At 68.8% G+C, this 25,488-nt stretch carries 22 protein-coding genes; 15 read left to right on the top strand and 7 right to left on the bottom strand.

The window, feature by feature from the left end:
- The first annotated feature begins 275 nt into the window (after positions 1-275).
- The 15 genes from AB0I04_RS42925 (at position 276) to AB0I04_RS42855 (ending at position 17,774) form a co-directional block, all read left to right on the top strand.
- Complete coding sequence (locus AB0I04_RS42925; RefSeq protein WP_360898365.1) at positions 276-548, top strand: trypsin-like serine protease; 273 nt, start codon at positions 276-278, stop codon at positions 546-548.
- Between the two features lie 410 nt (positions 549-958).
- The gene (locus AB0I04_RS42920) at positions 959-1,309 is read left to right on the top strand and encodes a peptidoglycan-binding domain-containing protein (RefSeq protein ID WP_360898363.1); all 351 of its coding nucleotides are present in this window, start codon (positions 959-961) and stop codon (positions 1,307-1,309) included.
- On the top strand, positions 1,227-1,691 hold the full coding sequence (locus tag AB0I04_RS42915; RefSeq protein WP_360898413.1) for a hypothetical protein: 465 nt from the start codon (positions 1,227-1,229) through the stop codon (positions 1,689-1,691). Before AB0I04_RS42920 ends, AB0I04_RS42915 begins: the two co-directional genes overlap by 83 nt.
- Positions 1,688-2,377, top strand: a complete 690-nt coding sequence (locus AB0I04_RS42910) for an ABC transporter ATP-binding protein (RefSeq protein ID WP_360898361.1) — start codon at positions 1,688-1,690, stop codon at positions 2,375-2,377. Before AB0I04_RS42915 ends, AB0I04_RS42910 begins: the two co-directional genes overlap by 4 nt.
- A complete protein-coding gene (locus AB0I04_RS42905; protein WP_360898359.1) occupies positions 2,374-3,579 on the top strand; it encodes an ABC transporter permease in 1,206 nt (401 codons plus the stop codon). Before AB0I04_RS42910 ends, AB0I04_RS42905 begins: the two co-directional genes overlap by 4 nt.
- Positions 3,580-3,749: 170 nt before the next feature.
- Complete coding sequence (locus tag AB0I04_RS42900; RefSeq protein WP_360898358.1) at positions 3,750-6,851, top strand: BTAD domain-containing putative transcriptional regulator; 3,102 nt, start codon at positions 3,750-3,752, stop codon at positions 6,849-6,851.
- Positions 6,852-6,991: 140 nt separating this feature from the next.
- Positions 6,992-7,642 carry a YHS domain protein gene (locus tag AB0I04_RS42895; protein WP_360898357.1) on the top strand — a complete coding sequence of 217 codons (651 nt, stop codon included), beginning with the start codon at positions 6,992-6,994 and terminating at the stop codon, positions 7,640-7,642.
- The gene (locus AB0I04_RS42890; RefSeq protein WP_360898355.1) at positions 7,639-8,472 is read left to right on the top strand and encodes a class I SAM-dependent methyltransferase; all 834 of its coding nucleotides are present in this window, start codon (positions 7,639-7,641) and stop codon (positions 8,470-8,472) included. The genes AB0I04_RS42895 and AB0I04_RS42890 overlap by 4 nt, the downstream gene beginning before the upstream one ends.
- 736 nt (positions 8,473-9,208) lie before the next feature.
- On the top strand, positions 9,209-9,331 hold the full coding sequence (locus AB0I04_RS42885; RefSeq protein ID WP_360898353.1) for a hypothetical protein: 123 nt from the start codon (positions 9,209-9,211) through the stop codon (positions 9,329-9,331).
- On the top strand, positions 9,331-10,332 hold the full coding sequence (locus AB0I04_RS42880) for a methyltransferase (protein WP_360898351.1): 1,002 nt from the start codon (positions 9,331-9,333) through the stop codon (positions 10,330-10,332). The genes AB0I04_RS42885 and AB0I04_RS42880 overlap by 1 nt, the downstream gene beginning before the upstream one ends.
- 21 nt (positions 10,333-10,353) lie before the next feature.
- Complete coding sequence (locus AB0I04_RS42875) at positions 10,354-11,520, top strand: cytochrome P450 (protein WP_360898349.1); 1,167 nt, start codon at positions 10,354-10,356, stop codon at positions 11,518-11,520.
- Between the two features lie 115 nt (positions 11,521-11,635).
- Complete coding sequence (locus tag AB0I04_RS42870; protein ID WP_360898347.1) at positions 11,636-13,483, top strand: RiPP maturation radical SAM C-methyltransferase; 1,848 nt, start codon at positions 11,636-11,638, stop codon at positions 13,481-13,483.
- Positions 13,484-13,486: 3 nt separating this feature from the next.
- On the top strand, positions 13,487-14,122 hold the full coding sequence (locus AB0I04_RS42865; RefSeq protein WP_360898345.1) for a DUF5825 family protein: 636 nt from the start codon (positions 13,487-13,489) through the stop codon (positions 14,120-14,122).
- Between the two features lie 13 nt (positions 14,123-14,135).
- Positions 14,136-15,557: a M20/M25/M40 family metallo-hydrolase gene (locus AB0I04_RS42860; protein WP_360898343.1), complete on the top strand. Its 1,422-nt coding sequence runs from the start codon at positions 14,136-14,138 to the stop codon at positions 15,555-15,557.
- 822 nt (positions 15,558-16,379) lie between these two features.
- Entirely contained in the window at positions 16,380-17,774 is a 1,395-nt protein-coding gene (locus AB0I04_RS42855; RefSeq protein WP_360898341.1) for a hypothetical protein, read from the top strand.
- Positions 17,775-17,799: 25 nt separating this feature from the next.
- Here the strand turns inward: AB0I04_RS42855 and AB0I04_RS42850 are convergent, their stop codons facing one another.
- The 7 genes from AB0I04_RS42850 to AB0I04_RS42820 form a co-directional block, all read right to left on the bottom strand.
- A complete protein-coding gene (locus tag AB0I04_RS42850; protein WP_360898339.1) occupies positions 17,800-18,783 on the bottom strand; it encodes an NAD-dependent epimerase/dehydratase family protein in 984 nt (327 codons plus the stop codon).
- Positions 18,784-18,966: 183 nt separating this feature from the next.
- Complete coding sequence (locus tag AB0I04_RS42845) at positions 18,967-20,808, bottom strand: glycoside hydrolase family 15 protein (protein WP_360898337.1); 1,842 nt, start codon at positions 20,806-20,808, stop codon at positions 18,967-18,969.
- A 12-nt stretch (positions 20,809-20,820) separates the two neighbouring features.
- The gene (locus AB0I04_RS42840) at positions 20,821-21,450 is read right to left on the bottom strand and encodes a hypothetical protein (protein WP_360898335.1); all 630 of its coding nucleotides are present in this window, start codon (positions 21,448-21,450) and stop codon (positions 20,821-20,823) included.
- Positions 21,447-22,661: a molybdopterin-dependent oxidoreductase gene (locus tag AB0I04_RS42835; RefSeq protein WP_360898333.1), complete on the bottom strand. Its 1,215-nt coding sequence runs from the start codon at positions 22,659-22,661 to the stop codon at positions 21,447-21,449. The genes AB0I04_RS42840 and AB0I04_RS42835 overlap by 4 nt, the downstream gene beginning before the upstream one ends.
- A gap of 216 nt (positions 22,662-22,877) precedes the next feature.
- A complete protein-coding gene (locus AB0I04_RS42830) occupies positions 22,878-23,516 on the bottom strand; it encodes a DUF2064 domain-containing protein (RefSeq protein ID WP_360898331.1) in 639 nt (212 codons plus the stop codon).
- 32 nt (positions 23,517-23,548) lie between these two features.
- Positions 23,549-24,508 (bottom strand): glycosyltransferase family 2 protein, encoded by a 960-nt coding sequence (locus tag AB0I04_RS42825; RefSeq protein ID WP_360898329.1) that lies wholly within the window; start codon positions 24,506-24,508, stop codon positions 23,549-23,551.
- Positions 24,465-25,457 carry a winged helix-turn-helix domain-containing protein gene (locus AB0I04_RS42820; protein WP_360898327.1) on the bottom strand — a complete coding sequence of 331 codons (993 nt, stop codon included), beginning with the start codon at positions 25,455-25,457 and terminating at the stop codon, positions 24,465-24,467. Before AB0I04_RS42820 ends, AB0I04_RS42825 begins: the two co-directional genes overlap by 44 nt.
- Between the last annotated feature and the right edge of the window lie 31 nt (positions 25,458-25,488).

Raw genomic sequence — 25,488 nt, 5'->3', positions numbered from 1 at the left:
CTGTCGCGGCCGATTTGGGCCGATCGGCCCGCGCACGTGTGGTCATCGGAAACGAGCTATTACACAGAGCTGCTTGATACAGAGCTGATACAGGCCTAAGCGGTCACTGAAACAGTGTTGGGGCGGCCCGGATACCTCCGGTGTCCAACATGAGGCGTATGCGAAGCCGTTCTCTGCTGTTTGGTGTCGTACTCGCGCTGACCGCGATCCCGTTGGTCGCCGTTCCGGCGTAGGCCATCAAGGGCGGCACCGAATCAACCCAGCCCTACTCGTTCATGGGCTCGTTCCAGGGGATCTTTCCCCCGCCACCGCGTCCGGACGGGCACGCCTGCGGTGTGGAGGTCCTTGCGCCGCAATGGGTGCTGACCGCCAGCCACTGCGCTGGCACGAACCCGACCAACGCGAAGGTGGGTGTCCCGCGTGGCTGGAAGGTCCGCATCGGGTCGCTGCACACCACCTCCGGTGGTGAGGTCGCCGAGGTCGACCACTACTACCGGATGGCGGATTTCCACGATCCGGGGGGATCTTCGGCAAGGACCTGGCGTTGATGCACCTGAAGACACCGGTCAAGGCCAGGCATCCCGGCCGCAAGATGGGGCGCTGATGCTGACCAACGGTCACTGCGTGCAGCCCCAGCGGCCCGCGCCCGGAAAGGCGCTGGTGGACCAGCCCGCCGACCAGCAGGTGCCGATCGCCGGCCCGCAGGGCTACCCCCAGACCACCGCCCACGCCAGCCGGCTGGAGTACGCGACGATGACCGGCACCGACATCGCGCTGTACCGCTTGGACCAGACCTACGCGCAGTTGACGGCCAAGGGCGCGAAAGTCTTCCAACTCACCACCACCCCCGTACGCGCGGGCGACCCGCTGACCATGGCCTACAGCGTCAAACGCCTCCACTGCACCGCGCAGGCCATAGTCCCCCACCTACGGGAGGCCGACTACCAGACACACCCCGATGTGGCGGACGCTGAAGAGCGGGATGTCCGACGGGCCGGACATACGGCAGCTGGAGCAGCGCCTCGCCACGCTCGGCTACTTCACCGGTGCGCCCGACGCTCACTTCGACGCGGCGACGAAGGCCGCGATCCGGCGATGGCAAGGCGCCTGCAAGGTGGGAGGAGACCGGGACGATCCAGCTCGGACAGGTCGTTTTCGCCTCCGGCGACGTGCGCGTCGCGCAGACCGTGGCACACCTCGGCGACCGGGTCGCGGCGGGTATGGCCGTGCTGAAACTGTCGAGCCTCCGCAAGGTCGTTTCCGCCCAGCTCAAGAGCGCGAACCAGGCCGTGGCCAAGGTGGGCGGTGACGTGACCGTCGATCTGCCCTCCGGCAAGACGACGACCGGCACCATCTCCGGGGTCGGCGCGCCCGAGCAGGTCGACCAGAGCGGCCAGAAGACCGTCGTCGTTCCGGTGACGATCACCCTCGACCATCTGTCGGACGCGGGTGCCCTGCAACAGGTCTCGGTGCTGGTCGACTTCCCCACCGCCAGCCGCAAGAACGTCCTGACGGTGCCGGTCTCGGCTCTCATCGCTCTGCCGGACGGCGGGTACGGCGTGGAGGTGGTCCGGGACGCGGCCAGGACCGAGACGATCAAGGTCGAGGCCGGGCTGTTCGCCGGCGGCTTCGTGGAAGTGACCGGCGACCGGCTCGCCGCGGGCCAGAAAGTCGTGGTACCGGCGCTGTGAACGATTCCGTCATCGAACTCGACCGGGTAGTCCGCGACCACGGCAACCCACCGGTTCGAGCCGTCGACCACGTCTCATTGTCGGTCGCACCGGGCGAGTTCGCCGCCATCGTCGGCCCCAGCGGCTCGGGTAAGTCGAGCCTGCTCAACATCATCGGCACGCTGGACCGCCCGACGAGCGGACGCGCGCTCGTCGACGGTCTCGACGTCGGCGCGATGAGCGACGCGGCGCTGTCGGCGCTGCGCGCGTACCGCATCGGGTTCGTCTTCCAGCAGTTCCACCTCGCATCCGGGGTCAGTGCGGTCGACAACGTCGCGGACGGTCTCCTCTACACCGGAACCCCACGTGCCGAACGGCGGCGCCGGGCCGTGGCGAGCCTGACCCGCGTCGGCCTGGCGGGCCGCCTCCACCACAATCCCAACCAACTGTCCGGCGGTGAACGCCAGCGCGTCGCCATCGCCCGGGCGACCGTGTCCGACCCGGCGCTGTTGCTGGCGGACGAACCCACCGGCAACCTCGACCAGCGCTCCGGCGCGGGTGTGATGGAACTGCTGCAGGAGCTCAACGAGACGGGCACCACCATCATCGTGATCACGCATGACGTGCGGCTCGCCGAACGGATACCGAGGCGGATCAGCGTGCGCGACGGCCAAATCGTCGCCGACGACCGAGAAGTGACGGGATGAGCCACGGCGAGCGGGCCCACGCGCGCCGGTCGCGTCTGCTCTACCCCGACGTGTACCGCGTGGGCGCGGCAGGGCTGAGAGCACGCCCCACCCGGGTCATCCTGTCCGCGCTCGGCATCGCGATCGGCATCGCGGCGATGATCGCGGTCGTGGGCATCTCCACCTCGAGCCGGGCCAGGCTCAACGACCAGTTGGCCGTGCTCGGCACGAACCTGCTGACCATCAAGCCGGGTACGTCCATCGACGGCCAGGACACCACCCTGCCGGCCGACTCCCCGGGGAAGATCGGGCTGATCAGCAGGGTCACCAAGGTCGGCGCGGTCGCCAGTCTGAAGGACGTGGACGTGTACCGGAGCCGGCTCATCGACCCGAACAACACCGGCGGCATCGATGTGCGAGCCACCGACCTCGACCTTCTCGACCTCCTGGGCGGCCGGCTACGGGAGGGAACCTGGCTCACCAAGGCCACTGCGAACTACCCCACCGTCGTACTCGGCGGCATCGCCGCCGACCGCCTCGGCATCGTGAGCCCGGGGAGCCAGATCTGGCTCGGCGACACCCAGTTCACGGTCATCGGCATCCTCGACGCCCTTCCCCTCGCACCAGACCTGGACAGCTCCGCGCTCATCGGCGAGGCGTACGCCACGGCCCGGTTCGGCTGGGATGGCAAGCCGACCACCATCTACGAACGCTCGGCCGACGCGGACGTCGGGTCGGTACGCGCCCTCCTGCCCCGTACCGTCAACCCGCAGAACCCCGAGAACGTGGACGTCTCACGACCTTCCGACGCCCTGGCGGCCAAGAACGCCGCAAACCTCACGTTCACCGGCCTGCTCGTCGGACTGGGCTCCGTCGCGCTGCTCGTCGGAGGCATCGGCGTCGCCAACACAATGGTCATCTCCGTACTCGAACGCCGCCACGAGATCGGGCTCCGGCGATCCCTCGGCGCCACACGGGGACACATCCGGATCCAGTTCCTCGTCGAGGCACTGCTGCTGTCCGCGCTCGGCGGCGTGGCCGGAGCGGCCATCGGGTTCGGAGCCGTCGCGGTGTTCGCCAGGATGAACGGCTGGCCCATCGCGGTGCCGCCCGCCGTGTTCGCCGCCGGTATCGGCGCGACGCTCCTGATCGGAGCGGTCGCCGGCCTCTACCCGGCCATCCGGGCGGCGAGAACCCCGCCGACAGCATCGCTGAACGCATAGCCGCTGCGGCGTCCGAACGGGCCGCCTGAGCTGCGTGGATGAGATTTTCGGCAAGCACACCGTCGCGTGTGTTCAAGAAGCCCTTCCCCGCTCGCCGGGGCCGTGTGCGTGGCCAACTCTGATACGAACGCTGCTGATCTTCGGGTCATCGCCCGTGGCAGAGTGTTGGTATGCGGGTGTCGATGCTCGGGCCGCTGGAGGTGGCCGACGGCCACGAGATGGTGGATATCGGCGGCGGACGGCTGAGAGCACTGTTGATCCGGCTCGCGGTGAACGTCGGACATCCGGTCACCGCGGACTCCTTGGCGGACGCGGTATGGCCGGAGGTGGCTCCGGCCAATCCCGCGGCAGCGTTGCAATCGCTGGTGTGGCGCCTGCGGCAGGCGCTTCCGAACGGGCAGATCGTACGGTCCGGGAGTGGCTGGTATCAGCTTGACCTACCTCCGGACGCCGTGGATGCCTGTCTGTTCGAGCGGCTGGCCGATGAAGGCAGGCGTGCGCTTCGGGCGGGCGAGGCCGAACTGGCGCGGCACCGGTTGGGGGAGGCACTGGCGCTGTGGCGGGGCGAGCCGCTGATCGACGTGATCGACGCGCCCTACGCGGTGGCGGCCGGCGTCCGGCTGCGGGAGCTGTGGCTGACCGCGGTTGAGGATCGGGCGGAGGCTGATCTGGGGCGGGAGCCGGCGTCGTCCTTGGTGGCCGAGTTGACCGAGTTGACTGCGACGTATCCGTTGCGCGAGCGGCTGTGCGCCTTGCTGATACGGGCGCTGAGCGTCGATGGCCGGCCTGCGGAGGCGTTGGCCGCGTACGAGAGTATCCGGCGTCGGCTGGCCGACGAACTGGGTTCTGACCCCGGGACGGAGCTGCGGCAAGCGCACCTGACCGTGCTGCGCGGTGACCGGCCCGAGAGGGGTCGGCCGAAGGACAACCTGCGCGCACCGCTGACGAATTTCATCGGGCGCGCTGAGGAGTTGACGCGGATTCATGCGCGGCTGCGAGAAGGCCGCCTGGTAACCCTGGTCGGCCCGGGAGGCGTGGGCAAGACACGGTTGGCGACCGTTTTCGCGGACGGGATCACGGACCGTGTCGATGGCGGGGTATGGCTGGTGGAACTGGCGCCGGTGGCCGCCGCCGGTGACGTCGCGCGCGCCGTGCTCGCCGCGTTGGGGCCACGCGAGGTCGGTATGCCGGATGCTTCGGCCGGGTCGCGTGATCCGATGCGCCGCCTGATCGAGGTGCTGGCGCACAGCGAGGCACTGCTTGTGCTGGACAACTGCGAGCATGTGGTTGAGGCCGCCGCGGGCCTGGTTGATGAGCTGCTCGCCCGGTGCCGCCGTCTGCGGGTGCTGGCCACCAGCCGCGAACCCCTCGGTGTCGCCGGCGAGCGGCTGTGCCCGGTAGCGCCGCTGCCGCTGCCGGCGCCGGGCGCCCCAGCCGCGGAGAGCCCGGCGGTACGGCTGTTCGCCGATCGGGCGGTCGCGGTATGTCCCGACTTTGTGGTCACCGAGGATGCGGCGGTCGAAGTGGCCGAGGTGTGCCGGCGATTGGACGGGCTGCCGCTGGCGATCGAGTTGGCCGCCGCCCGGTTGCGAGTGATGACGCTCGGGCAGCTCACGGCCCGTCTCGACGACCGCTTCACGGTGTTGACCTCAGGGGCGAGTACGGCGTCGAAACGGCATCGGACCCTGCGGGCGGTGGTGGCCTGGAGTTGGGATCTGCTGACCGGCGCGGAGCGTGAGCAGGCGGCTCGGCTGGCGGTGTTCCCGTCCTCGTTCACCGCCGAGGCCGCCGGTGATGTGGGCGTCGCGTGGGAGACGCTGGACACGCTGGTGGACAAGTCGCTGCTGCACCTGGTGGGCGAGCGGTACCGGATGCTGGCCACGATCCGCGAATACGGCCTGGAACGGCTCGCCGACAGCGGTCTGGCCGACTCGGTGCGCGCCGCGCATGCGGCCTGCTTTCTCGAGCTTGCCGAGCGCGCGTCGCCCCACCTGCGCGGTGCCGGCCAGCTGCGCTGGCTCGACATGTTGGCGGCGGAACAGGACAACCTGCTCGCCGCTCTGGACTTCGCGGCGGATATGGGGGATGCCGCCACGGCCAGGAGGTTGGGCGCCGGGCTCGGCCTGTTCTGGGCGATCCGGGACGGCCACGCCGGGGCTGCGGAGCGATTGCACGCCACGCTGACCGTCCGAGGGACGGCGCCGGCGGCGGCGAGCATCGAGGTGGCGGCGCAGTACCTGTTCCACGCGGTGCTCGCCGGGCGCGCACCGGACATGGGTGCGGTCACTTCAGTGGCTGAAGCGGTCGTCGAGTTCTCGGAGAGTGTTGCCGGCGAACCGATGGCGACGCTGGCGGCGGCACTGCTGGCGCTGATCGACAACGACGTTCGCGCCGGCCTCACCGCGATCGACCGGCAACAGCCGCCGCTGGATCCCTGGCAACGAGGAATGCTGGCTCTTGCCCGCGCGATGCTGACCGGCGCCGGCGGAGACACGGCGACGATGCGGGGGGACCTGGCGGCAGCAGCGGCGGCCTTTCGCCACGCCGGGGAACGCTGGGGGCTGGCCACTTCGCTGACTTATCTCGGGCTCGCCGAAGGCATGGCCGACGATGTCCACGCGGCCGTCTCGGCGCTGGAGGAGTCGATCACGCTAATCCGGGACCTGGGCGGCACCGATCATTTTCAGCGCACCTGGCTGGCCATGCTGCATGCCCAGATCGGACAGTCGGCGGCGGCGCACGCCGAACTGCAGACGGTCCTCAACGAGGGAGTACCGAGCCTCATCGAGGCGCTGGCCCGGCTCTCTCTGGCTGATCTGGCTCGGCACCGCGGTGAGCTGGCCGAAGCCACGACCCAGATCGACCTGGCCGCCGGACACCTGGGCGACGGTGGCTTCAACGACGCGTTGCTGCGGTTGGGCCAAGGACGGCTGGCCGTGGCCGGTGACGATCTCCATACCGCCGGCCTTCACCTGCGGGAGGCGCTCACGCTGGCCTCCTCGATGCCGGACATGCCGATGGTGGCGGAGGTCGCGGTGGGCGTGGCGGAACTCACCCTGCGACGCGGAGCCGCCAAGGACGCCGCCTGCGTGCTCGGTGCGGCCCATGCGTTGCGTGGTGCCCCGGCCACAAGCAACCTGGACGTCCGCAGGCTCAGCCACGAGCTGCGAACCACGCTCGACCCGGACGCATACCAGGCCGCCTACGACCGTGGACGGCGCCTCGGCCGTGACGACGCACTCGCCGCCATCGCCGGTCGACTGGTGCGCTGACCGTCGCCCAGCAGTCTCGCGGCAGTCGGCTGAGACTCGGTTGAGAGTCATCTGACAGACCACCGGGCCATGGTGTGGTCTCAGCCCGTTCGACGCGCCCGACCAGCGTCGACTCAGCCGAGACCATGGAGGCTTCGAAGATGATGTTCCTTGAGCTGTTCGTCCCACGCGGGACGTACAACGCCGCACAGCTGCGACGGCTTGCCGAGCGGCTCACCATGAAGCAACTGCTGACCCACGTGGACGCCATCCGTGACGTGATCGGCGCCAGCGAGGCGTCCAGCGCCAATCCCGGAGTGCTGGACTTCCTGGACTCGATCAACCATGTCGTCGTACACGAGATCGGCACCTGGATCGTCGACGGGCGTCCGCTGGGTCCGGCCGAGCCACCGCGCTACGTGGCGCGCGTCCACGTGCCCGGCCCCTGGCGCAAGGCGATAAGCGCATTCCTCATAGCGAGCATCACCCGAGCGCTCTCGCAGACCGACCCCGAACCTGAGCGGTGCTATCGCGAGCCGTGCGTCGAGGTGCACGTCATCGGCGTATCGGAGGGCGGATACGGGGTGTTCGGCCGGGTCGTCGGCGAATCGGCTCTCATAGAGATGATCAGCGACGCCAAGACCGACACCCCACTCCCGGACGATCCGAATATGCTCCTCGACCCGGTGTGCGGCATGGTCGCCAGCGACATGGTGGCCACCCTTGAACACGACGGTACGACCTACGGCTTCTGCAGCCCCGGCTGCCGCCGCCACTTCGCCGACAAGCTGACCGAGGAGGTGTCCCAGTGACCTCCACCGCCCCGAACGCCGACCAGGCCGAGCAGTGGAACGGCGAGGACGCCGCCCACTGGGTCCACAACGCCGACCGCTACGACACGATGGCAGGCGGATTCACCGAGCGCCTGTTCGCCGCGGCCGCCATCACAGCGGATGACCGGATCCTCGACATCGGCTGCGGCACCGGCCAGACCACCCGCCTGGCCGCCCACCGCGCCGACCGTGGCCACGCGACCGGCATCGACATCTCAAAGCCGATGCTGGACCTGGCACGACGCCGCACGGCCGAGGAGAACCTGCCCAACGCGACCTTCGTGCTCGGCGACGCCCAGATACACCGGTTCCCGGCCGAGACCTTCAACGTGGCCATCAGCCGGGCCGGCGTGATGTTCTTCGCCGATCCTGTCGCCGCGTTCGCCAACATAGGCCGCGCGCTCGAACCAGGCGGCCGCCTGGTGTTCGTCTGCCACGGCAGTTCCCAGCACAACCCCGTCTTCGAGGCGTTGCTGGGCGCCGGCATCACCCCGGACCTGGCCGCCCAGGCCCCCGGCGTGGCCGCCTTCACCGACCCCGACCAGGTACGCGACATCCTGACCACAGCAGGATTCCGAAGCCAGACAGCCGTACCGTTCGACTTCGCCAGCACGATCCATGCGACCGCACCCGACGCCGCCGCCCTCCTGCTCAACGGCAACCTGCGCGCCTTCGTCCGAGGCGCCGGTGACGAGGCGCTGAGCCGGGCCCACACCGCCATTGCGGCCGCTCTCCGCCCCTTCGCTGACACCGACGTCGTACGGCTGCCCGCCGCAGGATGGCTGCACACCGCGATCCGGACTGCCTGACCGGCGCTGTTCGCGAAACGCTGCTGGCCTGGGGGCACTCGCGGCAGTGCTCGGTGGCGAAGCCAGGCGGAGGCGGGCTGCGGTTCGCTTTCTACGGACGCGTGTCAGCGTGCAGCTGAGGAACCTAAGCGGTACCCATGCTTGGTGCCCAGCCGAAGGCCAGGCACATGATGGCGCTCTGTCGTGCCCGGAAACAACCGGACATGGACAAACTGTGTGTCCGAGGAGTGACTGGACCCCGGGGCCCGTGATCCTTACTGCCGACCTTCCCTTCGTCTTCTCGGCGAACGGCATCTGGCCTGGGTGCTCCGCGAGTACCTGATCCACTACAACCTCCACCGCCCGCACCAGTCTCGGCGACAGCGACCACCGGACACCGAAACCAGGCCGACCCCGCGCGCAGTCGAGCTCACCGACCTACGACCCATCCGGCGAAAAGCCGTCGTTACCGGCGTGATCAACGAATACCACCGCGCCGCATAACCCCAGATCAGGCTCCATAACTCAATATTCGAGCGGCACACGGTAGCAGTTGCCGACGCGCCGGAGACACCGGCCGATGACTAAGGAGGCATGGAAGGCGCTGCCTGAGACGTCAATCCTGTACGAGAGGCCGATGGCGGCCAAAACGCAGGTGAAACCGGGATGAAACTGTGCTTAGGCCTGTTCGTGTAATAATCCAGACATCTGGATGAATGCACGCCGGACACTAGTGCGAGTTCAACGTGGAGGCAACGTGGCCGCGACCGTTGACGTCGTCAATCCGATTGATCCCTGCGCTTTCAATCCCGGTTACGGCGAGCTCCGCGTGCGTGACGGGCACACGCTTACCGAGCGGGTGCGGCGGACGCCGCTCTGATGGGCGTGTTCGAGCAGCTCAACATCCTGGTGGACGGTCATATCCGTACCCAGTTGGTGGCGTCGGCGGTCCGTTTCCGGATCCCTGACCATCTCGCGGACCGGACGCTCACCGACGCCGCGCTCAGCGGGCTGACGGGGATCGGCGTCCCGACGCTGCGGCGGTACATGCGGGCGCTGGAAGGGCTCGGACTCGTCGAGTCGGCCGGGGAGAACGCGTATCGCGGCACGGCGCTGATGGAGCCGCTCCGCCGTGACACCGGCAGCTTCTACGGCCACGCGCTGATGGCGGGCATGGAGTACTACGAAGCCTGGTCCGAACTGGACTTCGCGCTGCGGACCGGCGACTCCGCCTTCGAGCACCGGTACGGCTGTGATCTGTGGCACCACTTCGATAGCGACGACGACGCCGCGGTGTCATTCGCGCGCACCATGCGGTTGAACACCGAGCGTTTCCTGGAGGAGATCCTCGGCCTGTACGACTTCCCGGATGACGGCGTGGTCGCCGACCTGGGCGCGGGCGATGGCACCCTGCTGGCCGAGCTCCTGGTGCGCTACCCGAAGCTGTGCGGCATCGTGTTCGAGCAGCCCGCCGTCCTCGCCGTCGCGCGGCAGACGATGAAGGATCGCGGTGTCGCGGACCGGTGCGAACTCGCCGCGGGCGACTTCCTGGCCGAGGTCCCCCGAGGCGCCGACATCTACGTCATCAAGTCGGTCATCCATAACTGGAACGACGAATCGGCGCTGCGGATCCTGCGCAACTGCCGGGCCTCGGTCGGCGAACGCGGACGGTTACTTCTCATCGAGCACGCGCTGAAGATCGACGATGCGCTGGAAGCGGCGGTCCGGGACCTGGCCATGCTCGTGCTCCTCGGGGGGCAGAGCCGTTCCGTCGAGGAGCATGAGGCACTGCTTCGACAGGCCGGATTCTCGGTGGAACAGACGTTGACCGCGCCCTCCGGTTTCTGCCTGATCGAAGCTCGGCCAGACAGGGCCGCGTAATGTCCTCAGGAGGTCGCTCCGATGTCTGAAGCCCCGTCGACCGACCGGATCCTCGCGTTAGCCGAGCCGGAGACACTCCGCGATCCGTATCCCGCGTACGCCCGGATGCGGGAGGCCGAAGCCGTGTACTGGAGCGAGGCGATCGACTCCTGGGTTCTGACGCGCTACGAGGACTGCGCGGCCGTTCTGCGGAACTCGCGGGCGTTCGCGTCGGACTGGCGCCGTACGGGAGAGCAGATCCCGACTCCGCTGCTCAGCATACAGTCGCTCGATCCACCCGAGCACACGCTGATCCGCCACTTCATGGTGAGCGCCGTCCGTACCCTCGACTATTCGGCGCTTCAGAAGATGATCACCGACCTGGTCCGCGACCGGCTCGCGGCGGTAAGGCGGCAGGACTCGTTCGACGCCGTCACCGAGTTCGCCGCCCCGATCGCCCTGGACACCATCGTCGCGGTGCTCGGCATCGCGCGACCGGATCCCGAGTGGTTCCTGCCGACTTCCCAGGCGATCGTCGACGGCATGGACGCCGGGTTGTGGCCGGAGACGCACGAGCCGGCGGTGGCGGCGCGCGCACGGCTCGCCGAGCTCGCCGAAAGCTGGCTCGCCGATCCGGCGGACGCCGGTCTGGTCGGCTACGTGGCGGCTCACGGCGCGGACTCGGGAATCGAGCGGCCGGTCCTGCTCAACACGCTCCGCGCGGTGCTTCACGCGGGGTTCGAGTCGGCCGGGCGGCTGCTCGCCAATGCCCTTGCCACGATGGCGGCGGTACCGGACGCGCTCTGCCGGTTCGCGGCGGCCGAGACGCCGACGGCGGTCGAGGAACTGGTCCGCTACAACGCGCCGGTGCAGGCCGACGGCCGGGCCTGCGTCGAGGAGACCTCGATCGGCGGGACGGTCATCCGCCGTGGCGAGGCGGTCACAATGCTGTTGGGCGCGGCCAACCGGGACCCGGCGCGCTTCCCCGACCCGGACGCATTGGACTTCGGGCGTGACCCGAACCCGCATCTCGGCTTCGGCAGGGGCGCGCACTCGTGCCTCGGACAATCTCTCGCGACGCTCCAGGCAGGCGTCGTCTTCGAGATCCTCGCGGCCGAGTGCAGTCAGATCAGTGCCGTCACGGCACCGGTCTACCGGCGCAACCTGACCCTCCGCGGGCCATCTCGGTTCGAGGCCCGCATCACCTGACACGCAAAGGAGGTGTGCAATGCGTTACGTGCACTGAACCCAGTGATCGCCCCTGTGCCCCGCAGCCTGGTGCCCGGGGTACAGGGGCTCCCTTCAGCCAACCCAGGAGGCCCTCATGCGTATCTGCCTCGTTTCGATGCCCTGGCACCTGCTCGAAACGCCGTGCCTGCCCATCGGGTTACTGCGCGCCCGTGTCGGCGCCTGCCGCGACCGGCATACCGTCATCGACTACTACGGCAACCTGCGTTGGGCCGAATACCTCCTCGACGTCTCCGGCGGTCAGATCGCCGAGGCCGAGTACTCCTACGTCTCCGACCGCGGTGTCTGGCACGCGATGGGCGAGTGGATCTTCGCCGGGGCGCTGTACGACGATCCGGCCTGGCGCGTGGACACGTACCGTGCCTATCTGGAGGCACGGAACCTCGATCCCGGCGCCTCGCTGCGCATGCGCGAGCACGCCGCCGACTTCGTCGAGCTGGCCGCCCGAGAGATCCTGGAAGAGCGGCCGGACCTCGTGGGCTTCACCACGACGTTCCAACAGAACGTCTCTTCGCTCGCGGTCGCCAGGCGCGTCAAACAGCTGCGCCCCGACGTCCAGGTGGTGTTCGGGGGCGGCAACTGCGACGGTCCGATGGGCGCGGCCCTGCACCGCAACTTCTCGTTCATCGACCATGTCGTGAGCGGCGAGGGCGAACTCGCTTTCGTCGCGCTGCTCGACGCGCTGAGCGAGGGACGCACACCGGTCGGCGTACCGGGGCTGGTCACTCGGGGGCCCGACGGCGAGAGCGTCGCGGGACCGCCCGCCGCCATGGTGCCGATCGACATGGTGCCCCGCCCCGACTTCACGGCCTGGTGGTCGGCCTACAGCAACGGCAGATTCGCCGAACGGCTGAGCCCGGTGCTGCTGTACGAGGCGGCCCGCGGCTGCTGGTGGGGCGAGAAGCACCATTGCACGTTCTGCGGCCTGAACGGCACCACGATGAAGTTCCGCGCCAAGCCGGCCGCACAAGTCTGGGACGACATCACCCACCTGGTGGAGACCCACGGCGTGCTCGACATCGTCACCGTGGACAACATCCTCGACGTCGCGTACCTCACCGAACTCATGCCGCGGATTCAGGAGTCCGGTTGGGACCTGCGGATCCGGTACGAGGTCAAGGCCAACCTCAAGCCGGACCAGCTCGCCGTGCTGCGGGACGCGGGCGTGACGCACATCCAGCCCGGCATCGAGAGCCTGAACTCCCGTGCGCTGCGGCTCATGGACAAGGGCGTGCATGGCACGCAGAACGTGTTCCTGCTCCGCGCGGCCGATGAGCATCAGCTCACCGTGGACTGGAACTACCTGTACGGGTTCCCCGACGAGCGGGCAAGTGACTACTGGCCGGTCATCGAGCAGATACCGGCGATGGTGCATCTCCAGCCTCCGGGCGGCCCCGTCCGCATCCTCATTGAGCGGTTCAGCCCGCACTTCCAGTCACCCGAGCGGGGTTTTGCCGAGCGACGTCCCTCGCGGATGTACCAGCACGTCTACGACCTGTCCGAATCGGAGCTCGAAGACGTGGCGTATCAGTTCGAGGCGCCGCCGCAGGGCATCGATGAGGACGTCGCGTCCGGCCTTCGGGCCGCCATCGTGGCCTGGCGGCGCGGCCATGCGGGCAGCACGCTGACCTGGCGGGAGACCGAAGGCGGGCTGGTGATCGAGGAGGGCCGCGCGGGCCGGCCCCGATGTGAGTACGTCCTGAGCGATCCGGCCCAGGCCCGCTCGTATCGGCTGATGGAGCGGCCCCGCACGATCGCGGCCCTCACGCGTGAGCTGGCGGCAGAGGGGTTCGCGGTGAGCGAGGAGACACTGCGGCAATGGATCGGTGAACTCCGCGGCGCGGGGCTGATCTTCGAGGACGGCGACCGGGTCGTCGCGCTGGCCACCAACTGCAGGCCGCTGCGCGTCGCCGAGGTGGGGTGAGCCATGGACACCACACTCACCGTACGGAAGCCGGGCGCCGCGATCGGTGATCGCGTCGAGGTGAGCGCGTCGGACCTGCCGCAATGCCTCGCGGGCGGCACGACCGCCCCGGTGCTGCTCGTCACCGGGACCCCGTACGCGCCCGGCTTGGACGCGGTGACCGGAGACCTGCTGTGGCAGGCCGGCGTGCGGGAGGTACGGATACGAGAGACCGTCGGCGCTGACGACGGAATCCTGCATTTCCTGCATTTCCTGCGGGAGGCGGCGAGCTATGACATCAATGTCGTCTGGGAGAGCGCGGGTGGTCTCGGCTGCGATGCCCGGCTCTTGTATCACCTGCCCCCACCGGCCGGGGATCCGTCGTGGCGTTCGGCCTACCGGTACGGGTTGTGTCACTACCGGGTCGGACCGGGATTCGTGACCGTCACCGATCAGCGGCGTGGTCCGACCGTGCCCATCACTCTCGGGGAAACGCATGAAATCCGGCTTGTCCGGGATCTCGATCGCCCGGGGCAGTCGGAGGAATCCTCCGCCTTTGTCGCGCTTCTGCAATCGGGCTTGATCATCAGTCACGGTCGTGACGCACTCTGTCTGCCCTATCGGCTGCGTCGATGGCCGATACCGTGCACCGCCATCTGACCTGAGGAGTCCGATGAAGACCCTAATCGCCGCCGTTGCCGCAGTGGCCATCACCGGCTCGCTGACCGCGGCCAGCCCAGCTCGGGCTGACGATCTCTGGCTGGCCGACCACCTCGCCAAGACCACGTCCGGGAAGAAGGCCCTCAAGCACCTGCGAGTCTTCGAACGGATCGCCGACGAGAACGGCGGCCAGCGCGCGACGGCCACGCCGGGATTCGAGGCGTCGGCGCGTTACGTCACCAAACAGCTCACCGACGCCGGGTACACGGTGAAGAGCCAGACGGTGCCCTATCGGCAGTTCATGTTCGACGCCGAGTCTGGCCAGGAGACCGCGCCGAACGCTCGTACGATCCGGACGCTGATGATGGACGGCTCGCCGGTCACCCCCGAGGGTGGTTTCACGGCTCCCCTGGTCTTCGCGCCGGTCAAGGCGGACGGCACGAGCGGGTGCACGGCCGCGGACTACGACGGGCTCCCGGTACAGGGCGCGATCGTGGTCACCCCGCGCAGTTCCTGCGGGTACACCAACCAGCAGAAGGTGATCGCCGGGCTGGGTGGCCGGGCGATGCTGCTGTACCTGCCGGTGCCGGACCCCAAGAACATTTACCGGCTGCACGTCTTCACCCCGTCGGACTTCACGATCCCTTCGGCGACCATCTCGCCTGAGCAGGCCGGACAACTGAGCGCCGACGCCGCGCAGCAGCCCGTCACCTTCCACCTCGAACTCCGCGGGCACTTCGCGGACAAGACGACCGTCAACCTCTTCGCGGAGACGCGCGGCGGCTCTGCCGACCACATCGTGATGGCCGGTGCCCACCTGGACAGCGTGCCCGAGGGGCCGGGCATCAACGACAACGTGAGCAGCGTGGCTGCCCTGATGGAGACGGCCAAGCAGCTCGCCCCGTTCCAGAACCGGGTGCGTAACAAGGTGCGGTTCGCATTCTGGGGAGCAGAAGAGCAGGTCGACGTCGGTTCCGACTACTACATCGAGCACCTGTCGTCCGCCGAGAAGTCCGCCATCGACCTCTACGAGAATTTCGAGCTGATCGCCTCGCCCAACTTCGCCCGCTTCCTCATTGATGGCAACGTGCCGGAGGCACCGGGATCGGCGACCGTCACGAAGGTGTTCGAGCAGTACTTCACCCGCACCGGCCTGCCGTTCAAGACCGAGCCGGTGACGGGCGTCGGCTCAGACCAGGCACCGTTCGTGACGGCCGGCATAGCGGTCGGCGGGATGGACATGGGCACGATCGGGCTGAAGACGCCCGAGGAGGCCAAGATCTTCGGCGGGCAGGCGGGACAGCAGTACGACCATTGCTATCACCAGGCGTGCGACCGAGTGGCCAACCTCAACCTCCGGGTCCTGGACGAGAACGTGCCCGCGATCGCGTGGACCATCGGCCGCTTCGCCATGGACACCTCAGATGTGAAATAGGCCAAGACCGAACTGACCACAGCGCGGCGGCCTTGGTCCCCTGACCGGGCTCGGGCCGCCGCGCGATCATCGAACGTTTTCCAGGTGACCGCGGGGACGCCCGCGAGGTGCTTCAGGAGATGGACGGCGGCTCGGTGGACTGCATCGTCACCAGCCCGCCGCTGTGGACCCCGGACCACACCTGTACCCCATCCTCGCCGGCGTATTGGCACCAGCCCACGGCCGCCCTCTACATAGCGGCGCTACGCCGCGTTTTACGGTAATCAGTTCAGCCTGATGGCGCCGTTGTTCGAGCATTACGGCGTGCAGTTGTGGATGCCCGAGGCCGGCTGGCCGGATCGACTTTGCAGCCGAAGACCACGAACAGCTCATGATCTCGCTGGGTGTTCAGTCCAAGCGGGAGATCGCCCGGACCCGGATCCGGGTGCCCACGGCGATGGCCACCCGGGCCCAAGAGGGATCCCAAGCGGCCAAAGAACCTCTATATCCGCGAGGACCGCATTCTGGTGCACCTGCCCGCGCTGTACATCCTTCTGGTCCAGCCGGATCCCGCGCATGCGCCAGGCTGGCAAGACTGATTCCGCGCTTCGTCATCGTCGTTCGCGCGCCTGGTTGTCGAAATCAACCTTCACAGTGACGGCGTAGCCGAATACCTTGCCTGGCCACACCTACGGTGAAGGAATGATCCGCTTTCGGTCGGCGAGGTCAGGCGCCGGCTCAAGGTACGACCGGTCTCAGCTCTCTTCGGAGTGGGGCGACGGGCCACCTTCACGTACCCGTCGGAAGGTAGGAGCCCGTCAACGTCCGGGATGGCCACGCCGAATGCAGAATGGCGGCGGACCGGTGCGGCGGAAACCGGGATGGGTGGGCTGGCTGTCTCTCGTCGGCTGGGCTGCGCTGATCGTCGGCGCATTCGGGATAGGCGCACTCCTGCGCCGGGCCGGGGCGATGCCGGTGGATGAGTTTCCGCCGCTGCATGCCCAGGCTCGGTTACTGCTCCGTCCCTTGCTGCCAGCGGTGGCCTTTGGACTGGTCGGGGTCGCGGTCCTGCCGGTGACGGCGCGGCGGTTGGCATGGCGGCCGCTGCCGGCGGTCGCGTGGTTGGGTTCAGTGGGCTGGGCGGTGGTGCTCCAGCTTCCCGATGGCATTTCCCGGCCGCTGACCACCCCGACGGAGTACCTCGCCGAGCTGCCCGCGATGGGTGATGATCCCCTGGACTGGCTGCGCGGTTTCACCACGGAGATGCAGGCGCTTCCCACGCACGTGAAGGGGCATCCGCCGCTTCCCATGCTGGTTCTGTGGACGATCCAGTGGATGGGGCTGGCCGGTCCGGCGTGGGCGGCTGCGTTGGTGATAGCGGTTGGGGGTTCGGCGGCGGCTGCCATCGCGGTCACCGTGCGGGTGATCGCTGGTGAGGACGTCGCGCGCCGGGCGGTGCCGTTCCTTGTGCTCTCGCCGGTCGCGCTGTGGGTCGCCACCAGTATGGACGCCCTCTTTCTCGGGGTGGCGGCGTGGGCGGTGGCGCTGGTCGCCGTCGCGGCCGCCGGGTCGGGCTCGCTCCTGAGCGGTATGGCCGACCGGAGCGCGCGTATCGGGTCATCCACGCGTGTGACGGTCGCGTTCGCGGGCGGGCTGCTGCTGGGGTCCCTGCCGTACCTGAGTTATGGCCTGCTGCCGATCTTCGCGCTGCCGCTCGTGGTACTCGTCCTGACGCGGCCGGCATGGCCGGTTCCCATGGCGCTCGCGGCCGGATCCATAATCGTTCCGATCGCCTTCACCATCGCCGGGTTCTCCTGGTGGGAGGGAGTGGTTGGAACACATACCGCCTGGCTCATCTCTCATGGCTCCAGGCGACCGTACGGGTACTTTCTGGTCGCCAACTTTGCTGTCTTGGCGCTTCTGGTCGGTCCGGCGGTAGCGACTGCCCTCCCGACCGCGCTGGGGCGTGCCGCTAGTCTGGTGTTCACCGCATCACCGGGCGGGCGAGGAGGCTCTGGCTCGGACAGACTCGGGTGGCTCGCTGCGGCCACGCTCGCCGGGGTGCTCGCTCTGGACTTGTCCGGCGTCACAACTGGTGAGGTCGAGCGCATCTGGATTCCGTATGCGGCGTGGGTCGTGACCGTGACGGCCGTCCATCGGCCACCGGCCCGTACGATGCTGCTCGCCCAGACGGTGATCGCCCTTGTGATCGAGGCCCTTACGCGCTCGCCATGGTGAGGCACACGTTGTTCTGTGGAACTCCTCAGGCGCGTCCGGCGAACTCGGCGATGCCGTCTTCGAAGCGGATCGAGGCGCGGAAGCCGAGTTCTGCGGCGGCCCGGTCGGGCGCGGCGACGATGTGCCGGACGTCGCCCAGCCGGTAGTCGCCGGTCACGACCGGATCGGGGCCGCCGTAGGCCTTGGCGAGCGCGGCCGCCATCTCCCCGACGGTGTGCGGCTCGCCGCTGGCGATGTTGTAGGCGCGCCGTTCACCCGCATCGGGCTCGGACTCCAGCGCCAGGACGTTGGCATGGGCGACGTCCCGGACGTGGACGAAGTCACGCCCCTGGCCGCCGTCCTCGAAGACGAGCGGCCGCTCGTTGTGTTCGAGGCGGGAACGGAAGATCGCCGCGACGCCCGCGTACGGGGTGTCGCGCGGCATCCGCGGCCCGTACACGTTGTGGTAGCGCAGTGCCACGACGGATCCGCCGGTCGCCCGCGCCCACGACGCCGCGAGGTGCTCCTGGGCGAGTTTGGTGTCGGCGTAGGCGTTGCGCGGGTCCATCGGGGCATCCTCGTCGACGGTGCCGGGGGTCAGCGGCGCCGCGCAGGCCGGGCAGCGCGGTTCGAAACGGCCATCCGCGAGGTCGTCGGCGGCGCGGGGGCCGGGCCGGACCCGGCCGTGGTCCAGGCAGTCGTAGGCGCCTTCGCCGTACACCACCATCGAGGAGGCCAGCACGAGGCGGTTCACACCCGCGTGTGCCATGCCGGCGAGCAGCACGGCGGTGCCCAAGACGTTCGTCGAGGCGTACTCCGGGAGGTCGGAGACGTCGACGCCGAGGCCGACCTTGGCCGCCTGATGGCAGACCGCCTCTACTCCTTTCAGGTGGCGTGCGACCGTCGACTCGTCACGTACGTCTTGATCGGACCGCAGGTCGAGCGGGCGTGTGTCATGGCCACGCTCGTGCAGTGCCTCGACGACATGAGAGCCGATGAACCCGGCCGAGCCGGTGACGAGTATGCGCATGTCCGGCACGCTAGCCAGAGAGGGCCTCGCGGAATGCCGCGGCGCGACCGGCTGTACGCACCCTGTAAGAAGTCCAGCGTTCGCGTGGCCGTCGACCATTCATCGATATAGCGGGCGCGTGCTGTCCTCGTTGGCGGGGTGGCTGCTGTGCGCACGATGGTTCCGAGGCCCGATGGCTTTAGCTCAGGATGGCGGCCCGGTGTCAGAACGTGTGGCTTGGCGGTCGCGGATGGCGCACGCGGCGTTGATGAGGCCGATGTGGCTGAACGCCTGGGGGAAGTTGCCGATGGGCTCGCCGGTGGTCGAGTCGACCTCTTCGGCGAGCAGACCGACGTCGTTGGCATGGGAGATCGCGGTCTGGAACACCTGGTCAGCTCGTGCGGCCCGGCCGGTCAGGGCGAGGGCATGGGCCAGCCAGAACGTGCAGAGCAGGAAGGTTCCTTCGCCGCCGGGCAGCCCGTCCGAGGTGGTGTACCGGCGTACGAGATCGCGGGCGTCGGTGAGGTGTGTCGCGATGGCGTTCACGGTGGCGCGGACACGGGGGTCATCGCCGGGCAGGAATCCGACCATGGGGATGGTCAACGCGGATGCGTCCAGGCTCGGGTCGCCGAAGGACTGAGTGAATGCGCCGACCTCCGGGTCCCAGCCCTCTGTGAGAATCGCCGTACGGATCTGGGAGCGGATCCGTTCCCAGTCGCCGACGCGGTCGGTCGCTCCGAGGGCGGGGGCCAGGGCGATGGCGCGGTCGAGGGCCACCCAGCACATGAGCTTGGAGTGCAGGAAGTGCCGGCTCGGTCCGCGGATCTCCCAGATGCCTTGATCGGGTTCCTGCCAGCGGTGGGCGGCCGTCTCGGCGGCGTCGAGCAGGAACGTTCGCGTGATGGGGTCGTATTGGCGGTGCGTCGTGGTCGAGCGGAGTTGGTGGGCGGCGTCGAGCAGTTCACCGTAGACGTCGAGTTGGCGCTGGCGCCATGCGTCGTTGCCGACGCGTACGGGGGCGCTGTCGCGCCAGCCGGTCAGGTGCGGCAGCGGGCGTTCGCTGAGGTCGCGTTCTCCGCCGACGCCGTACATGATCTGCAGATCGGAGGCGTGGTCGAGTCGGGTGGCCGCCGCGCGGGCGAGGAAGCCGAAGAAGGCTGCTTCCTCCTTCTCGCATGCCGCGCTGTCGAGGGCCTGCAAGGTGAGGCTGGCGTCGCGGATCCAGGTGTAGCGGTAGTCCCAGTTGCGTACTCCGCCGGCCTCCTCTGGCAGCGATGTGGTCGCCGCGGCGACGATCGCTCCGGTGGGGGCGAATGTCAGTGCGCGAAGCACCCGTCCGCTGTGGGCCACCTGGTTCTGCCAGGGTCCCTGGTAGCGGGCGTGTTGTCGGGACCAGGACCGCCAGCCTTCGATGGTGTCCTTGATCCGGCGGTGGATGAGCCGCTGGTTCCAGCACTCCGGTTCGGCCTCCCACGCTGCGCCGGCGTGCAATGCGAGGCCGAAGCGTTGCCCCGCCGTCAGGGTGACCGTGGAATGTGCGGTGGCACCGTCGGTCCGCAGATCGGCGGGGATCGACAGGGTGAGAACGTGGGCGCCGCCACGGGCGATCAGGCCACCGCGCACCGGTTCCATCAGGGGGCGCACGAGACCGAACTCCGGGCGTGGCGCGTAGGTGACGGCCAGGGTGGCGGTGCCTTCCACGCAGGTCGCTTCGCGGAGAAGGACACCCGGCGAGGCTGCGCCGATGCCGTGTCCGCGCTCGCGCCTGCCCAGCGCGAGCGCGTCGACGAGCACGAGCGTGCCGTCCGGCGTGCGGAATATGGTCTCCAAGACGAGCGTGCCCTCGATGTACCTTCGGGTGGTCTCGGCGGGACCGGTGGGGCGGATGGACCAGTGTCCGGCGTCGTCGTCGAGCAGGCGGGCGAAGATCGCCGGACTGTCGAACCGGGGGAAGCACAGCCAGTCGACCGAGCCGTCCGAGGCGACCAGGGCGGCCGAACGGCAGTCCCCCAGCAACGCGTAGTCGCTGATCGGCCGTGTGCTCACCAGGCGGCCCCCCTACTTTCGGCGGAGTCTTTCCGGCCGCTGTTTCGGGCGCGGTCCGCGCCGAGTGGACGCCGCGGACCGCAGGCGCACGGCGTAGATGATGGCGGATCCGGCGAACAACAGGCCCGTCACCAGGAGCCACCGCCCCAGGTAGGGGCTGAGGCCCAGCCCGACCGCCTTCCGGTACGTCTCTCCGGACTGCCGGAGGATGAGCGGGAACCAGACGAGCAACAGGAGCCCCGACAGCCCGGCGGGTACGCGAACGTAGTTGATCCATGGCCGCCACCGCACGTGCGGGCCCGGTCGGCGCCGTCCCCACCGGCGTCGCTGCACGGCGACGTCGGCGAGCGCGTACAGCGGGAACAGCACTAGGTCGTGCACGATCGCCGCGCCGACGAACCAGATCAAGAATCCCACCCAGATCCCGGCGGCGGCGACCCGGCTCGCGGCGTAGCCGGCGAGGGCGAAGCAGGCGAGCAGGGCGAGTAGATGCAGGGGATCGGCGCCGTAGTGCGCGGCGGCCCGCTCGCGGACGGTACCGAGCCGACTTCGAAGGTCGCCCCAGTGGCGTGTGGCGATTCGCTGACGGGCGTTCGTGGCGATCCGTCGGCGGACGCTCGGGGACGGTGGCCTGGTGCTCATGATGCGGGCCGGAAGGTGAGCCGGGTGACCCACTTGGTGTTGTGCACGCCCGGAGCGTTCGGGACGATGATTCGGGCGGGGAACCCATGGTCGAGGGACAGGTCGGCGCCGTTGACGCGAAGCGCGAGCAATGAAGCCGGGTCCGCCACCTGCCGGGCGCTGAGGGTCACGTGGCCGAAGACCCCTCCGCGTTCGAGGGACTCGACGAAGACCTCGTCTCTGCCGGGCGTGGCTCCGGCTAGCCGGGCGAGGTCGGCCAGGCGCACACCGGTCCACTTTTGCTGGGTGGACCATCCCTCCACGCACGCGATCGGCAGATCGTAGGTGTGCAGGGGCATGGCCAGCAGATCCGGGCGGGACAGGCGGATCCGCTGTGGGCCGACCAGGTCCAGCCGCCAGCCCGGTCCGGCATCGCGGGCCGTGATCCCCTTGGCTGCCGCGGTCTTGTTCACCTGGAAATCATTGGGTCCGGTGCCGTATTCGCGTCCGTGCGGGGAAAGCACTGCGGTACGCCGTAGCGGTCCGTCGATCGTCTGGCCGACGGACAGGCCGAACAAGGTCAGTGACGCGCCGCCCACGAACCCGAGCAGCCCGCGCCGTGAGACGGTCGGATCTGCCGGATGAACCGCGACCAGACCATCGGGGTCGGGCGGTTCGGGCCGGGTTTCCGCCAGACCGGTACGCAGTTCCCGGCGGAAGCTCCGCGAACGCAGCGCACTGATCATCCGTGGCAGCTTCAACGCGACATGGACCACGAACGCGCCCAGGAAGATCCACGCCCCGTACAAGTGCGCCGGATAGAAGAACGGAAACACGTAGAACAGCTGGATATTGAGGATGCCGGTGACGAACTCGAACACCGCGCCACCGACCAGCAGCAGCAGACTGATCCGCTCCAGGACCTGAGCCGGCGAACGCGCCGGCGGCCAGTCGAACAGCTTGGGGATGACCGACCACAGCTTGGCCAGCAGGACAGGAACGAGCGTGATCCCGAGAATGACGTGGACCGCCTGGCTGAGCCGATACAGCCAGGCCGGACGGGTCGGCCAATCGAAGAGGTAGAAGCCCAGGACGCCTTTCTGCGGTGTCAGGTCGTTGCCCGCCAGCCGCGGATCGTAGGCGGCATAAGACAGCAGCCCGGTGATCGCGATCAGAGTGATGCCGATCAACAGGACGACACCGAACACCGACGTCAGCCACGGCCCACGCACCGGGCTCCGCCAGAACTCACGACGGAACGGCCCAGGCGGTGGATGTGCGGCCAGCCACGCGCTCACCTCATGCCTGCGCCGGCCCGAACGCTCATCAGAACGGGCCTCGTTCCGTTCGTCTCGTGGCATTGGCTGATCTGCCATGGCTCCCCCCGAAAGCCACCCCTCTTCCCATTCCCCGCAACATCCGGCCCGATTCCCCATACAAGGGCGCGGTCATGGGTCGAACCGCCGCAGTGGCGATGCGACGGGAGGAGTGAGATCGCGTACGCAGGCGGCGAAACGGGTTCGTGGGGCGAGACGAGCGACCGCGGCGGCGTCTGCGGCGGTATCGACGTCCCGCAGCACAGGAAGATCGGACACCCGCAGACCGGCGGCGCACAGCCGTGCGCGCTGTACGGCGCCAGTGGCCGGAGTGGACATGGGCACACCCCGCAGCAGACCAGGGTCAGGCTCTCGTAATCCCAAGGCCCAAAAGCCACCATCGGCGGCCGGACCGAACCACGCGTCCACCCCGTCCCAGCCGACGGTGAGCAGATCAGACGTTATCTGCGGAGTGTCCATGCCGATCAGCAGCGCCGGCCCCCGCACCGCCGCGAACGCCGCCGCCAATCGCTCATCCAGTCCGCCGGCGACCTGAGGGACGATCTCGAATCCCTCCGGAACCCACGGCCCGGGCCGGCCATCCAGGACCAGAACCCGGCGGCAGGCGGGCGCGGCGAGCGCCACACGCAACGTATCCGCCAACGCGGCCTCCGCGAGCACGGCCGCCTCCTCAAAGGAGTACGGAGGCACCAACCGTGTCTTGACCCGCCCCGGCATCGGCTGCTTCGCGATGACCAGCAGAGTCGTCACAGCGCCGTCATACGTGAACGCGCCACCGCCCTTCACCGGGTGAGCACCGCGCTCATGTCCTGGACAGCCTGCCGGAAGCCACGCAGCGTCCCGGTGACCTTCGACCGGCCGATCCGCGGCAGGTAGTCCACCTCGACCTCACGCACCCGCCAGCCGGCCTCCGCCGCGCGCACCACCATCTCCAGCGCATAACCGCACCGCCGATCGGCCAGCTCCAACGCGAGGAGATCCACCCGCCGGGCCGCCCGCATCGGCCCGAGATCACGCACCCGGACGCCGGTACGGCGCCGGATACGCCGTGCCAGCTCCCGATTGGCCAGCCGACCCGGCAGCGGCCAGACCCCACGTGCGACAGGCCGCCGCCGCCCCAGCACCAGATCGGCCGAACCGTCCACGACCGGTATGGCGACCCGCGAAAGCTGGCGCGGATCCAGACTCGCATCGCAGTCACAGAAACAGACCACCTCGGCCTCAGCTGCCGAAAGACCCGCGTGACATGCCGCGCCGAATCCACGTAGTGGCTCCCCGACGACCACCGCGCCCAGCGACCGGGCCACGTCACCCGACCCGTCCGCCGAACCGTTGTCGACCACGATCGGGCGAAAACCCTCAGGAAACCGACCGAGTACCCACGGCAGGGCTGCGGCCTCATCGAGGCACGGCAGGATCACGTCAACGACCACACCGGTCACGATCAGTGATATTCCCTCGTTGCCCAGGACCACACGATTCCGATATCGCCCTACGAGCATCGCTGCTGGGACGGCCAGCGAAAGAATCCGTCCTGGCGGTGAGCGCGGACCCCGAGACGTGATCGCGACAACCGCGGTTGCCCTCAGTGGTCGCTTGACCGATTTCATATTGGCCACTCTGGGAAGGGTCGCGCTGGTCGTTGAGACTCCGTCGGACGCGGCCTCGAGAAACGCCGTGGTTGAGCAGGCTTCCGGATCAATCCTCCGCGCCGTCTGGGCAACGTGCAGCCAGCAGGTCACCTGCCCGGGTGCGGCGGTAGACCACGCGCCGGCCGACTCGCGTGCCGACGATCAGTTCCGCATCGCGCAGTACGGCCAGGTGACCGCCGATGGTGCCGAGAGACTGGCCGAGCTGAGCGGCGAGTTCGCTGCTGGTCGCCGGGTGTTCGAGTTCCTGCAGAATCGCGGCGCGGCCCGTACCGATCAATCGTGCCAGCGCGTCTTCGTGCCGCGTGCGCTGGGTTGCCGGGGCGGTTCCGCGGGCGGGGTAAACCAGGGCGTAGCCTGCCGGTGGTGCCGCGCACAGCCAGCTGCCGGTGGAGGCGCTGATGGGCACGAAGAGCATCCCCTCCTCGCCGACGATGCGGTCCGGGCCCTGGTGGCTGGTGAACCGGATCGCGTCGGCGCCGACCCAGGCGCTGCGGCGGGTCATCTGCTGCAGAGCGCGGGGCCAGCCGTAGGCGGCCAGCAGCCCCGCCCGGTACATCACGTCTCTCTCCAGGACCGCTCGGCGGCGGGGCCAGTCCGGGACCACATGGACCCGCCATACCGACTGGAGCAGGTCAGCGATCCTGGCGGACCATCCGTGTCCGGACAGCCAGCTCAGGTCGTGCTGTTTCCAGCTGTGGGCGACGGACTTCTCCAGTCCGGCCCGTACCTCTTCGTCGGAGGCGCGGGCGAGGGCGGCAAGTTCGTCGGCGAGTCGGGTGTGCATGCCGTCCGCTGGCGGGATCGCGATGAACTCGGGGATCCATTTGGTCGAGCCGAGGAGGCCGACCAAGCCCTTGGCGAACGGATCGGCATGGAGGGCGGCGCTCAGGGCGCCGCAGTGCCGGGCATGCCAGGCGGTCAGCCAAGGGTCGGAGCACGACTTGCTCAACACGAGCATCGAGCCCATCGTCTCGGCCAGCGGAGACAGGGCGAACCGGGATCGGGACAGGGCCGCCGGGCTCAGTCGCAGCAGCGTCACCTTTCGCCTCCTGCCGAAACAATACAGTTCG

Source organism: Actinoallomurus sp. NPDC050550, assembly GCF_040655075.1.
Taxonomy (GTDB): Bacteria; Actinomycetota; Actinomycetes; order Streptosporangiales; family Streptosporangiaceae; genus Actinoallomurus.
Note: the sequence above shows the minus strand (reverse complement) of the source record. Positions and strands in the feature narration are given on the sequence as shown.